Source organism: Rhodospirillaceae bacterium (assembly GCA_018660465.1).
Lineage (GTDB): Bacteria > Pseudomonadota > Alphaproteobacteria > Rhodospirillales > JABJKH01 > JABJKH01.
On record JABJKH010000014.1, the window covers coordinates 1 to 14,735 of the forward strand.

At 51.7% G+C, this 14,735-nt stretch carries 9 protein-coding genes; all 9 read left to right on the forward strand.

Annotated elements, in window-relative coordinates; all coding sequences use genetic code 11:
- Window positions 1–552, forward strand: a 552-nt coding sequence (gene rplA / locus HOM51_03135) for a 50S ribosomal protein L1 (GenBank protein MBT5033495.1), incomplete at its 5' end; no start/stop codon positions are given.
- Between the two features lie 202 nt (window positions 553–754).
- Window positions 755–1,387, forward strand: coding sequence for a 50S ribosomal protein L10 (rplJ, locus tag HOM51_03140; protein ID MBT5033496.1), 633 nt, complete (start codon window positions 755–757; stop codon window positions 1,385–1,387).
- Between the two features lie 48 nt (window positions 1,388–1,435).
- Window positions 1,436–1,810 carry a 50S ribosomal protein L7/L12 gene (gene rplL / locus HOM51_03145; protein MBT5033497.1) on the forward strand — a complete coding sequence of 125 codons (375 nt, stop codon included), beginning with the start codon at window positions 1,436–1,438 and terminating at the stop codon, window positions 1,808–1,810.
- A 271-nt stretch (window positions 1,811–2,081) separates the two neighbouring features.
- Entirely contained in the window at window positions 2,082–6,239 is a 4,158-nt protein-coding gene (rpoB, locus tag HOM51_03150) for a DNA-directed RNA polymerase subunit beta (protein ID MBT5033498.1), read from the forward strand.
- A 17-nt stretch (window positions 6,240–6,256) separates the two neighbouring features.
- A complete protein-coding gene (rpoC, locus tag HOM51_03155; GenBank protein MBT5033499.1) occupies window positions 6,257–10,450 on the forward strand; it encodes a DNA-directed RNA polymerase subunit beta' in 4,194 nt (1,397 codons plus the stop codon).
- Window positions 10,451–10,848: 398 nt separating this feature from the next.
- Entirely contained in the window at window positions 10,849–11,220 is a 372-nt protein-coding gene (rpsL, locus tag HOM51_03160; protein ID MBT5033500.1) for a 30S ribosomal protein S12, read from the forward strand.
- A gap of 14 nt (window positions 11,221–11,234) precedes the next feature.
- Entirely contained in the window at window positions 11,235–11,705 is a 471-nt protein-coding gene (rpsG, locus tag HOM51_03165; protein ID MBT5033501.1) for a 30S ribosomal protein S7, read from the forward strand.
- A gap of 20 nt (window positions 11,706–11,725) precedes the next feature.
- Window positions 11,726–13,804 (forward strand): elongation factor G, encoded by a 2,079-nt coding sequence (gene fusA, locus HOM51_03170; protein ID MBT5033502.1) that lies wholly within the window; start codon window positions 11,726–11,728, stop codon window positions 13,802–13,804.
- A 54-nt stretch (window positions 13,805–13,858) separates the two neighbouring features.
- Window positions 13,859–14,735, forward strand: an 877-nt coding sequence (tuf, locus tag HOM51_03175) for an elongation factor Tu (protein MBT5033503.1), incomplete at its 3' end; no start/stop codon positions are given.

Here is a 14,735-nt window from a genome sequence, read left to right on the forward strand (position 1 = left end):
ATTAATCTCGGCATCGATCCTCGCCACGCGGACCAAATGGTTCGGGGCATGATCTCATTGCCGCATGGAACGGGTAAGTCAGTTCGAGTTGCCGTGTTCGCAAAGGACGCTAAGGCGGACGAAGCGCGGGCCGCGGGTGCAGATCTTGTGGGTGCGGAAGATTTGATGGAAACCATCAACAAGGGTGAAATTGATTTTGACCGCTGCATCGCGACGCCAGATATGATGGCGATCGTGGGCCGGCTAGGCAAAGTCCTTGGCCCCCGTGGTCTGATGCCGAACCCGAAGCTGGGCACGGTGACGCCGGATGTGAAGAAAGCGGTTGAGGATGCCAAGGGTGGCCAGATCGAATTCCGCGCAGAAAAAACGGGTATCGTGCATGCTGGTGTCGGCAAGGCGAGCTTTTCCGAAGAAGCCTTAGCTGAAAACGTTAAAACGTTTGTCGATGCCATTGCCAAAGCAAAACCCTCCGGCGTTAAGGGAACTTACATGAAACGCGTTAGCGTAAGTTCAACCATGGGCCCGGGTCTGAAGTTGAGTATTGCGGACTAGGCTAATCGTCTGTTCGTAAAAAGAATTCTGCCCCTGATCTTTTGAGAGGGGGTGGGTAGAAGGTGGCAAAACTGCCTTCGACCTGTCCGAGACCGTAGGTGCTTCCCGAAAGGGTGGTTTAAGGGGGATTTCCCGCCTGCACAGACAGTGCACAACCGAAATTAGGGGCCTGATTTCAGGACCCAAATGACGGCTTGAACTGATGCGCTGGACAGGAAAATCGGTTTTTCCGGATTGTCCGGGGAAGCCAACGTCCAACGGGTGCGTGTCTTATTCGGTGAATAAGGATGCGGACCTAAAGAAGTGGAGACGATCAGTGGATCGAACCGAAAAAGAAGAATTGGTCTCCCAGATGCATCAGGTGTTTGAGGACACGTCTATCGTTGTCGTTACCCATTATAGCGGGTTAACGGTAGCGGAAATGGGCGAACTCCGTACTCAAGTGCGCGATGCGGGTGCTCAATTCAAAGTGACCAAAAATCGGCTCACGCGTCTCGCTCTCGATGGAACGAAATTCAGTGGTCTTAATGACCTTTTCACAGGACCGACGGCAATTGCTTATTCCGACGATCCTGTGGCGGCTGCGAAAGCGACCGTGAATTTCGCAAAGACTAATGAAAAGCTCGTGGTTCTTGGTGGTGCGCTCGGCGAGGAAGTCCTCGACGTGAACGCTGTTAAGAACCTGGCAACTCTGCCGTCCCTGGATGAAATCCGGGGCAAAATCGTCGGACTCCTCAATGCACCTGCGACCAAAATCGCTGGCGTCTTGCAGGCACCCGCCGGGCAACTTGCACGGGTGGTTGATGCTCATTCCAAACAGGGCGAAGCCGCATAGAAGTCGGTTTCCGTTAACACTTAAGTTCAAGCCTCAGGAGAAATTAAAATGGCTAATCTAGATCAAATCGTTGAAGACCTCTCAGCCCTGACCGTTATGGAAGCGGCAGAACTGAGCAAAATCCTTGAAGAAAAGTGGGGCGTTTCTGCTGCTGCACCTGTCGCTGTTGCGGCTGCTGGTGCGGGTGGTGGCGAAGCTGCTGCTGAAGCGAAGACCGACTTCGATGTTATCTTGGCCTCGTTTGGTGAGAAAAAGATCAACGTCATTAAAGAAGTCCGCGCGATCACCGGTCTTGGCCTGAAAGAAGCCAAGGAAATGGTTGAAAGCGCCCCCGCTCCCGTTAAGGAAGGGGTCAACAAAGACGAAGCGGCCGAAATCAAAGCCAAGCTTGAAGAAGCCGGCGCGACCGTCGAAGTAAAATAAGCATAAAACCTTCAGGTTTTATGCGTTAAACCGAGCGCCGGTGGCGGATTAAGTTCCGTTACCGGCGGTTCGGACTAAAATTTACGGTGTTTCCGCCCGAATTGGCTTTTGCCGGAGCCGGAAAAGCGGACACCCACAACGGAAGGTTTTCCTTCTGTATATAAGTCCAGACACGGCCGGTACGTCTGGAATTAGGTTTGGGTTTTAGGATGCCTCCGAATGCGGAAGGTGACTTAGAGCCTGCAAATGTAACTTATTGTGGGGTGCTGCAATGGATATCTCCTTTACCGGGCGCAAGCGCGTTCGTAAAACTTTTGGCCACATCGGTGCGACTGCGCCGATGCCTAACCTTATTGAGGTCCAAAAGACCTCCTATGATCACTTTCTGCAGAAAGATGTTCCTGCGGCTGAACGCGAAAGCAGTGGCCTTGAGGAAGTCTTCAAATCCGTATTTCCGATTAAGGATTTCGCGGAACGGGGCACGCTCGAATATGTAAAGTTCGAGTTTGAAGAGCCGAAATATGACGTTGAGGAATGCCAACAGCGCGGAATGACTTTCGCGGCTCCCTTGCGCGTGACCCTCCGTTTGGTCGTCTGGGATATTGACGAAGAAACCGGTGCCCGCTCCGTTCGTGATATTAAAGAACAAGACGTCTATATGGGCGACCTGCCATTCATGACGAGCAACGGTACTTTTGTGGTGAATGGCACGGAGCGCGTGATCGTGTCTCAGATGCATCGTTCACCTGGCGTGTTCTTCGATCATGACAAAGGCAAGACCCATTCTTCTGGTAAGTTCCTGTTTGCAGCCCGGGTTATTCCTTACCGTGGTTCCTGGCTCGATTTTGAATTTGATGCCAAAGACCTCGCCTACGTGCGCATCGACCGTCGCCGGAAGTTACCTGTGACGACGTTATTGATGGCTTTGGATAGCGCTGAATCCGAGCAACTTCGAATTGACCGTGCAGCCGCAGGTGAGCCGGTTGACCCAGCTGAAGTTACCGGCATGTCGCCTGAAGACGTTCTCAATTTCTTCTATGACAAAGTTTCCTACGCCAAGACAAAGCGCGGATGGAAGACCGAGTTCACCGGTGAGAAGATGCGTGGCGTTAAACTTAATGCTGACCTAATTAATGCAAAATCTGGCAAGGTTGTTGCGGAAGCTGGCAGCAAGATGACCATGCGCACCATTAAGGGCCTCGTTGAGAAGGGCTTGAAGGAACAGTTGGTTGCCGACATTGATCTCATCGGGCGCTATATCGCCAATGAATTGGTCAACGATGAAACGGGCGAGATTTATATGGAGCCCGGTGACGAGATTACCGAAGAAATTCTCGAAGTCCTGGACGGTGCGGGTATTACCGAAATCGAGACCTTGGCAATTGATCACACCAATGTTGGTCCGTATATCCGGAATACGCTAGCGGTTGATAAAAACACTTGCCGCGAGGAAGCTCTGATCGACATTTATCGTGTCATGCGCCCTGGCGAGCCGCCAACGTTGGAGACGGCGGAAGCCTTGTTTAATGGCTTGTTCTTCAATGAAGAACGCTATGACCTGTCGGCTGTTGGTCGGGTAAAAATGAACGCGCGTCTGGCGATTGAAGCCGAAGACACGGTTCGGGTACTGCGTAAGGAAGATATCCTTGGCGTGGTCAAAATTCTCGTCGGCCTTAAAGATGGCCGCGGTGAAATTGATGACATCGATCACTTGGGCAACCGGCGTGTTCGGTCTGTTGGCGAGTTGATGGAGAATCAATACCGCGTCGGGCTGCTTCGCATGGAGCGTGCCATTCGCGAGCGTATGAGCTCGGTCGATATCGATACGGTTATGCCGCATGATCTAATTAACGCGAAGCCTGCTGCCGCAGCGGTTCGTGAATTCTTCGGATCGTCTCAGTTAAGCCAGTTTATGGATCAAACCAATCCGCTTTCTGAGATTACCCACAAGCGTCGTCTGTCGGCTTTAGGGCCGGGAGGATTAACCCGCGAGCGTGCTGGCTTTGAAGTCCGCGATGTTCACCCGACCCACTACGGTCGAATTTGCCCGATTGAAACGCCGGAAGGGCCGAATATTGGTCTGATCAACTCCTTGGCGACATATTCTCGGGTCAACAAGTATGGCTTCATCGAAACCCCGTACCGTAAAGTCGAAAAAGGTAAGATGGGCAAAGACGTGGTCTACATGTCGGCAATGGAAGAAGGGCGGTATGTTATTGCGCAAGCCGATGCCGAAATAGACAAAAAAGGTAAATTCACTGCCGACTTGGTGAATTGCCGGAAGTCGAGCGATTTCGTTATGGCTCGACCGGAAGAAATTGACTACGTCGATGTCTCACCGAAGCAACTGGTTTCGGTGGCTGCAGCACTTATTCCGTTCTTGGAAAACGATGATGCAAACCGTGCCTTGATGGGTTCGAACATGCAACGTCAGGCAGTGCCGCTGCTTAAGGCGGAAGCACCCTTCGTTGGAACAGGTATGGAAGTCGTCGTTGCCAAAGACTCCGGTGCCACGATTACGGCTCGGCGTTCCGGTATTGTTGATCAGGTGGATGCCACCCGTATCGTTGTCCGCGCAACAGAGGAAGAGTCGCATTCGGAAACCGGTGTCGATATCTATAACCTTTTGAAGTTCCAGCGTTCTAACCAGAATACCAACTTGCATCAGCGCCCGCTGGTAAAAGTCGGCGATCTTGTTGAGGTTGGTGACACCATTGCCGATGGCCCGTCCACCGATCTTGGCGATCTGGCCCTGGGACGTAACGTGCTGGTCGCGTTCATGCCCTGGAATGGCTACAACTTCGAAGATTCGATTTTGATTTCAGAACGGATTGTGAGTGATGACGTGTTCACCTCCATCCATATCGAAGAATTTGAGGTTATGGCGCGGGATACGAAACTGGGTCAGGAAGAAATTACCCGCGATATTCCGAACGTCGGTGAAGAAGCTCTCAAAAATATGGATGAAGCGGGCATCGTTTACATCGGTGCCGAGGTCAAGCCGGGCGATATCTTAGTCGGCAAGGTGACACCGAAAGGTGAATCCCCAATGACTCCGGAAGAAAAACTGCTTCGCGCCATCTTTGGTGAGAAAGCCTCTGACGTTCGTGATACGTCACTGAAACTGCCACCTGGCGTTGCCGGGACAGTGGTTGAGGTTCGGGTGTTCTCACGCCGGGGTGTCGATAAGGACGAACGTGCCTTGGGCATTGAACGTTCCGAAATCGAACGTCTGGCAAAAGACAGAGACGACGAACGGGCAATTCTCGAACGTAGCTTCGATCAACGTCTGCGCGCCCTTTTGATCAATCGTAAAGCCGCAGGCGGACCAAAAGGTCTGGCCGAAGGCAGCAAGATTACAGAAGAAGTGCTGAACGGGTACACCCCTGGTCAGCGCGCACAGATCATTGTTGCCAATGACAAAATCATGAAAGACCTCGAATCACTGAAAAAGCAGTTCGAGGAAAGCACCGCAATCTTGCAGGAGCGTTTCGACAACAAGGTCGATAAGCTTCAGCGCGGTGATGACCTGGCACCGGGCGTCATGAAGATGGTTAAAGTCTTCGTTGCTGTAAAACGTAAATTGCAGCCGGGTGACAAAATGGCCGGACGTCACGGCAATAAGGGTGTGATTTCTCGCATCCTGCCGGTCGAAGATATGCCCTACCTGGAAGACGGAACGCCTGCTGACGTTGTGTTAAATCCTTTGGGTGTACCATCGCGTATGAACGTGGGGCAGATTTTGGAGACCCATCTTGGTTGGGCCTGTAAAGGACTTGGCAATCAGATCGGTGATCTGATGAATGAGGCCAAGAATTCCGGCAGCACCAAGGAAGTTCGTACCAAGCTTAAGGACATCTACGGTGATGAAGAATTCGATCAGATCGTCAAGCCGATGGATGATGACCAGCTTTCGGAACTGTGTGGCAATCTGAGCCACGGCGTTCCAATCGCGACACCTGTCTTCGATGGTGCACGCGAGCCTGATATTGTTACGATGCTGGAAAAAGCAGGTTTGGATGGGTCCGGACAGGTGACTTTGGTTGACGGTCGTACAGGTGAGACGTTCGATCGCAAGGTCACTGTCGGTTACATCTATATGCTGAAACTGCATCACCTTGTGGATGACAAAATTCACGCGCGTTCCATCGGGCCCTACAGTCTTGTTACCCAGCAGCCGTTGGGTGGTAAGGCGCAGTTTGGTGGACAGCGCTTTGGTGAAATGGAAGTCTGGGCACTTGAGGCTTATGGCGCAGCTTATACCTTGCAGGAAATGCTGACGGTTAAATCGGATGACGTGTCTGGTCGGACCAAAGTTTATGAGGCCATCGTCCGCGGTGACGACACCTTCGAAGCGGGTATCCCTGAATCCTTCAATGTTTTGGTCAAGGAATTGCATTCCTTAGGCCTTAACGTTGAATTGAACTAGCGGCTAGGAGAGAAAACATGAACGAATTAACGAAAGTATTTGGGCAAGTCAGCGGCACCCAACGCTTCGACCAAATTCACATCTCCATCGCCAGCCCGGAGCGAATCCGTTCCTGGTCCTTTGGTGAGATTAAGAAACCTGAGACCATCAATTACCGGACATTCAAACCGGAACGTGACGGCTTGTTCTGTGCGCGTATTTTTGGTCCGACGAAGGACTACGAATGCCTGTGCGGCAAGTATAAGCGGATGAAGTACAAGGGCATCACCTGCGAAAAATGCGGCGTTGAAGTTACGTTGCAGAAAGTTCGCCGGGAGCGTATGGGCCACATCGAATTGGCCTCACCAGTCGCGCACATCTGGTTCATGAAGTCACTGCCGTCCCGGATTGGCTTGTTGCTCGACATGACCTTGAAGGATTTGGAGCGCGTGCTCTACTTCGAGAACTATGTCGTCGTGGAACCCGGTCTGACGCCGATGAAGCTGCATGAGCTTCTAAACGAAGACCAGTACCAAACCGCAGTTGATGAATACGGCGAAGACGCCTTCCAAGTCGGTATCGGTGCCGAAGCATTACGTGAAATGTTGTCCGCCATTGAGCTTGAAGACGAACTTGAAACGCTGCGTGTCGATCTGAAGGAAACCAATTCAGAAGCCAAGCGGAAAAAATTGGTCAAACGCCTCAAACTTGTCGAAGCGTTTATTGATTCTGGCGCGCGTCCTGAATGGATGATTCTTGAAGCAGTTCCGGTAATTCCGCCTGAGTTGCGTCCGCTGGTCCCCTTGGATGGTGGCCGTTTTGCGACGTCTGATTTGAACGACCTCTATCGTCGGGTGATCAACCGGAACAACCGTCTGAAAAGACTGATTGAACTGCACGCACCTGAAATCATCGTTCGTAACGAAAAACGGATGTTGCAAGAATCTGTCGATGCCTTGTTTGATAACGGTCGCCGTGGACGCGCCATTACCGGTGCCAACAAGCGGCCTCTAAAATCGCTTTCTGATATGTTGAAGGGGAAGCAAGGTCGCTTCCGTCAGAACCTGCTTGGTAAGCGTGTCGACTATTCTGGTCGTTCGGTTATCGTTGTGGGGCCAGAACTGATGCTGCACCAATGCGGGTTGCCGAAAAAGATGGCGCTCGAATTGTTCAAGCCGTTCGTCTATTCCAAGCTGGAACTCTATGGCATGGCGACGACGATCAAAGCCGCCAAGCGGATGCTGGAAAAAGAACGTCCAGAAGTTTGGGATATCTTGGAAGAAGTCATTCGCGAACACCCCGTGATGCTGAACCGGGCACCGACGTTGCACCGTTTGGGTATTCAAGCGTTCGAACCAACATTGATTGAAGGCAAGGCTATCCAGCTTCATCCTTTGGTTTGTGCTGCATTTAACGCTGACTTCGATGGCGACCAGATGGCGGTCCACGTACCGTTGTCCCTGGAGGCCCAGTTGGAAGCGCGCGTGCTGATGATGTCGACGAACAACATTCTCAGCCCGTCCAGCGGAAAGCCGATTATTGTGCCGTCCCAGGATATCGTTTTGGGTCTTTACTATCTGTCGTTGGAGCGTGAAGGCGAAACCGGCGAAGGTATGGCCTTCATGGACTTGAGTGAAGTTCAACAAGCCTTGGATTCAAAAGCGGTCACATTGCACAGTAAAATTCAGTGCCGGTTTGATTCGCTCGATGCGGATGGTAATGCCGTTACAAAACGTGTCGAGACGACGCCTGGTCGGATGTTGTTGGCTGAAACCTTGCCGAAGCATCCAAATATTTCGATTGATTTGGTTAACCGTCTTTTGACTAAGAAAGATGTCTCCAACGTCATCGATATGGTCTATCGCCATTGTGGGCAGAAAGAGACGGTTATCTTCGCGGACCACATCATGGCCCTTGGGTTCGCCAATGCATGTAAGGCTGGTATTTCGTTTGGTAAGGACGATCTGGTTATTCCTGAAACCAAGGAAAAGCTGGTTGGAGAAACCGAAGTACAAGTTAAGGAATTCGAGCAGCAGTATTTGGATGGCTTGATTACCCAGGGCGAAAAATACAACAAAGTTGTTGATGCTTGGTCCCATTGTACGGATTTGGTTGCCAACGAAATGATGAAGCGGATTTCGACACCGAAGCCGGGTGAGCCGATAAATTCGGTTTACATGATGGCCCATTCAGGTGCTCGTGGTTCAGCGGCACAGATGAAGCAACTTGCGGGCATGCGCGGCCTGATGGCCAAGCCTTCCGGTGAGATTATCGAAACGCCGATTATTTCGAACTTCAAAGAAGGCCTGAACGTGCTGGAGTATTTTAACTCCACCCACGGTGCCCGTAAGGGTCTGGCTGATACTGCTTTGAAAACAGCAAACTCGGGTTATTTGACCCGGCGTTTGGTCGACGTTGCACAGGACTGCATCATCGTTGAGGAAGATTGTGGTACCAAGAAAGGAATCACCGTTTCCGGTATGATGGATGGCGGTGAAGTCGTCGCAGCCTTAAGTGAGCGTATTCTTGGTCGTTGTGTTTCGGAAGACTTGATCGATCCGGCAACCGGCGACACCATCGTTAAGGCGGGTGAGATGATCGTCGAGGAGCATCAAAGTATTGTTGATGACTCAGAAATTGAATCGATCAAAATTCGCTCCGTCCTGACCTGTGAATCGCTTCAAGGCACATGTGGCGTCTGCTACGGCCGTGATCTGGCTCGGGGCACGAAGGTCAATGAAGGTGAAGCCGTTGGTGTTATTGCGGCTCAGTCCATTGGCGAGCCGGGAACCCAGCTCACCATGCGGACCTTCCACATTGGTGGCGCTGTTCAACGTGGTACGGAACAATCCCAAATTGAATCTCGGATCGAGGGTAAGGTCGAATTGCTCAACTGCAGCACGGTTAAAAATAGCGCCGGTGTTGAGATCGTCATGAGCCGGAATACCGAAGCGGTTCTAACCGATAAGCAAAAGCGGGAACGGGCAAGACATCGTATTCCTTATGGTGCCAAACTGTTGGTGAAAAATAAGGCTAAGATCAAAACCGGCGATGTGATTGCTGAGTGGGACCCGTACACTCTGCCAATTATCACCGAGAAAGAAGGCATCGCCAATTACGTTGATATGCTTGATGGCGTTTCAATGACGGAACGTATGGATGAAGCAACGGGTATTTCGAGCACTGTTGTTACCGACTGGAAGTCCCAACCGAAGGGTGCGGATCTCAAGCCTCGGATCACTTTGCGTGATGATAAAGACGAAGTCATCATGTTGGAGAACGATCTCGAAGCTCGATACTTCTTGCCAGTGGATGCGGTTCTGTCTGTATCGCCAGGTCAAAAAGTATTTGCCGGTGACGTGTTGGCGCGTATTCCGCGTGAATCTGCCAAAACCCGTGATATTACCGGTGGTCTGCCACGGGTGGCGGAATTGTTCGAAGCTCGGAAGCCTAAGGACTATGCTGTTATCGCAGAATCGGAAGGCCGGGTTGAATTCGGCAAGGATTACAAAAACAAGCGTCGTATTGTTGTTGTTCCGACAACCGAGGGTGATGAGCCGAAAGAATACCTGCTACCGAAGGGTAAGCACTTGAGTGTGCAGGAAGGCGATTACGTTCAAATTGGCGATCCTTTGATGGATGGTAACCCCGTGCCGCACGATATTCTGCGGGTCTTGGGGATTGAAGCCTTGGCGCAATACCTCATCAGCGAAATCCAAGAAGTCTACCGATTGCAGGGCGTGGGCATTGATGACAAGCACATTGAAGTCATCGTGCGTCAAATGCTGCAAAAGGTGGAAATCATGGTGCCGGGTGATACGACCTACTTGGTCGGGGAACTGGTTGACCGGATCGAGTTTGAGCAAGCCAACGTAAAAACCGTTAAAGACGGAGGTAAGCCGGCTGAAGGCGATCCAGTTTTACAAGGTATTACCAAGGCAAGCCTGCAAACCAAGTCGTTCATTTCTGCAGCATCGTTCCAGGAAACAACGCGTGTGCTGACGGAGGCCGCGGTCTCTGGCAAGCGCGACACCCTGAACGGGCTCAAGGAAAACGTGATTGTTGGACGTTTGATCCCTGCTGGGACCGGCGCAACAATGAACCGATTCCGTGAAGTCGCTGCGGACCGCGATTCGGAAATGGAGGTTGTTGCCGCCAAGGAACGAGCTAAATTGGAGGCCGCTGCGGAGAAGGCAGCAGCGGCAGCTGAAGAGGCTACGCCTGCTGAATAAGCGCATGGCGGTAAGATTCGTCCAAAAATTGGCGGATTTTAGGCAATAAATGAACTCAAACGGAGGGTCACGGTGTTAAAATCGTGGCCCTCCAAGTTTTATTAAAAAGTCCTCAAAAAGCGCTATTCTTTTGCTTGACTGGGGAAACCCGTCTGACTAGTATCCGGCACTCCTCACAGGGGACTGGTGGTGGCCTTATCGGGCCAGACGCAGTTTCCACTGAGAACTTGAAATTTCGATTTGCGCCAAATGGCGGCGTGCCGGGACCTCCGGAAGGGCTGGGACTCTTCTGCGGAGGGCCTTTTTTGTATTGGCAAATTGCCGCCAAGGTATAGGCGTGTGATTTAGCCGTTTGATTTAGCTACGCTAAATAAGCGTGAGATTAGGAACGAGAGCGAATGCCGACGATTAATCAGTTAATCCGTAAGCCGCGTAAAAAGCCTGCTGGGCATAATAAAGTGCCAGCCTTGGAAGCGTGTCCACAAAAACGCGGAGTTTGCACCCGTGTTTATACGACGACACCGAAGAAGCCGAACTCTGCCTTGCGTAAGGTCGCCCGGGTTCGCCTGACCAACGGCTTTGAAGTCACGAGCTACATTCCCGGCGAAGGCCATAACCTTCAGGAACACTCCGTGGTTATGATCCGCGGCGGTCGTGTTAAAGACCTTCCGGGTGTTCGCTACCACGTTATTCGTGGCACGCTGGATACCCAGGGTATTGCTGACCGACGCCAGCGGCGTTCCAAATATGGCGCCAAGCGGCCGAAGTAAGGGAGAATTTTTCTATGTCACGACGTCACGCAGCTGAAAAACGTAAAATTATCCCGGATCCGAAATTCGGCGATTTGGTGGTCAGTAAGTTCACCAATTGTCTGATGCTGGATGGTAAGAAATCCGTCGCTGAAGGTATCCTTTATGGTGCCTTTGACATCATCGAAAAGAAAGCTGGCACAGACCCGCTGAAGGCTTTTCATGAAGCCATCGATAACGTTAAGCCGGCCATTGAAGTTCGCTCGCGTCGGGTTGGTGGCGCGACGTATCAGGTGCCTGTTGAAGTGCGTTCATTGCGTCGTCAAGCCCTTGCAATCCGCTGGATTGTGGACCTGGCTCGGAAACGTTCCGAAAACACGATGACGGAACGTTTGTCCGGTGAGTTGTTGGATGCCGCGAACAATCGCGGTGCCGCCGTGAAAAAACGCGAAGACACTCACAAAATGGCCGAAGCTAATAAAGCCTTCGCTCATTACCGCTGGTAGGTTTAGAGGAACTTTAGATCATGGCTCGCACTCATCCTCTAAATAAGTACCGTAACATCGGTATCATGGCTCACATTGACGCCGGTAAAACGACGACGACGGAGCGGATTCTTTATTATACTGGAAAATCCTACAAAATTGGCGAAGTCCACGACGGCAACGCTACCATGGACTGGATGGAACAAGAGCAAGAGCGCGGTATCACGATTACATCTGCGGCGACGACGGCAGAATGGCGTGAGCACAGAATTAACATCATTGATACGCCGGGCCACGTTGACTTCACGATTGAGGTCGAGCGTTCGCTTCGCGTGCTTGATGGCGCGGTTGCTGTTTTCGATAGTGTCGCTGGTGTTGAGCCACAGTCAGAAACTGTTTGGCGGCAAGCCGACCGCTATGATGTTCCACGTATTTGCTTTGTGAATAAGATGGACCGGACCGGCGCTGATTTCTATCGCTGTGTCGATATGATGGTTGATCGTCTTGGCGCAACGCCGCTTGTACTGCAACTGCCTGTTGGTGGTGAGGCAGACTATGCTGGCGTCGTTGATCTGATTAAGATGCAGGCGATCATCTGGAAAGATGAATCCTTAGGCGCAGAATTCGAATACGTCGATATTCCAGCTGACTTGGCAGACCGCGCAGCCGAATATCGTGAAACGATGCTGGAACTCGTCGTCGAACAGGACGATGACGTCATGGAAGCTTACCTTGAAGGTAATGAGCCTGACGAAGCGACGATCATTAGATGTATTCGTTCCGGAACTAACGCGGGTGCCTTCGTGCCGGTACTGAATGGTAGCGCTTTTAAGAACAAAGGCGTTCAGCCGCTGTTGGATGCTGTGGTTGATTACATGCCGGCACCCACCGATGTTGCTGCGATTAAGGGTGTTAAAGCGGACTCAGACGACGAGATTGAACGTCATAACTCTGATGAAGAGCCATTCTCCGCGTTGGCATTTAAGATTATGACGGATCCGTTCGTTGGGTCATTGACCTTCGCGCGTATCTATTCAGGCAAAATCAACGCAGGCGACAACATGACCAACACGGTCAAAGGAAAACGCGAACGCGTTGGCCGAATGCTCTTGATGCATGCCAACTCGCGTGAAGAAATTAAAGAGGCTTTTGCCGGCGACATCATCGCATTTGCCGGGCTTAAGATGACCACAACGGGTGATACACTTTGTGATCCGAGTGATGAGGTCATTTTGGAGCGGATGGAGTTCCCAGAGCCCGTTATCGAAGTCGCCGTGGAGCCCAAGACCAAGAGCGATCAAGAAAAGATGGGCGTGGCATTAGCCAGATTGGCTGCCGAAGATCCGTCCTTCCGGGTAACATCCGATCTTGAAAGCGGCCAGACCGTGATTAAAGGGATGGGCGAACTTCACCTCGAAATTCTTGTTGATCGCATGAAGCGTGAATTTGACGTTGAAGCCGATGTTGGCGCGCCGCAAGTTGCTTATCGTGAGACAATTTCGAAGCCCTTCGATTGTGACTACACCCATAAAAAGCAGACGGGTGGTTCGGGTCAGTTCGCACGGGTCAAGATTATGTTTGAGCCACAAGATCCCGGAGAAGGCTTTGAGTTCGAAAGCAAGGTTGTTGGCGGTAACGTTCCTAGAGAATTCATTCCGGGCGTTGAAAAAGGTATCACCAGCGCGATGGATTCGGGAATTTTGACTGGTTTCCCAGTGATTGATTTCAAAGCGACACTTTATGACGGCGCATCCCACGATGTTGACTCAAGTGTCATGGCTTTTGAGATTGCTGCCCGCGCAGCCTTCCGCGAAGGCATGCGGCAAGCTGGACCTAAGTTGCTTGAGCCCATGATGCGGGTCGAAGTTGTTACGCCTGAAGAATACATGGGCGATATTATCGGTGATTTGAACAGCCGTCGCGGACAAGTCGGAGGCATGGATCAGCGGGCCAACGCTCGGGTGATTTCTGCCCAAGTGCCGCTCGCTAACATGTTTGGGTATGTCAGTACTTTGCGCTCCATGAGCCAAGGACGCGCCCAGTTCAGCATGTTCTTTGATCACTATGAAGAAGTTCCCCGCCAGGTGTCTGAAGAGATTCAGACCAAATTGGCCAGTTGAACTTAGAGTTGAATTTAGAGTTTATTTTAAGACGACGAGTACGGAGTTAGTAAGATGGCAAAAGAAAAGTTTGAGCGTAATAAGCCGCATTGTAACGTTGGCACGATTGGTCACGTTGACCATGGTAAGACGACACTGACGGCGGCGATCACGAAGGTTTTGGCGGAATCTGGTGGCGCGGGGTTCACGGACTACGCCGACATCGATAAGGCACCTGAAGAGCGCGAGCGTGGTATCACGATCGCGACGGCGCACGTTGAGTATGAGACGGAAGCCCGTCACTACGCCCACGTTGATTGCCCGGGTCACGCCGACTACGTGAAGAACATGATCACCGGTGCGGCGCAAATGGACGGCGCGATCTTGGTTGTGTCGGCTGCTGATGGCCCGATGCCTCAAACCCGTGAGCACATTCTTTTGGCGCGCCAAGTTGGTGTTCCGGCGATTGTTGTCTACATGAACAAAGTTGACCAAGTTGACGATCCAGAGCTGATTGAATTGGTCGAGATGGAAATTCGCGAGCTTCTGTCGAGCTACGATTTCCCGGGCGACGATATTCCCATCGTTGCGGGCACGGCCTTGGGTGCGCTTGAAGATGGCGACGAAGAAACCGGCAAGAACTCGATCATGGAACTGATGAAGGCCGTTGATGAGTACATCCCGCAGCCGGACCGTCCGATTGATCAGCCTTTCTTGATGCCGATTGAAGATGTGTTCTCGATTTCTGGACGGGGCACGGTTGTCACGGGTCGTGTTGAGCGTGGCGTCGTCAAGACCGGTGAAGAAGTTGAAATCGTTGGTATTAAAGAGACCCAGAAGACGATCTGCACGGGTGTTGAAATGTTCCGTAAATTGCTTGATACGGGCGAAGCGGGCGACAACATCGGCGCCTTGCTACGCGGTACCAAGCGTGAAGAAGTCGAGCGCGGCC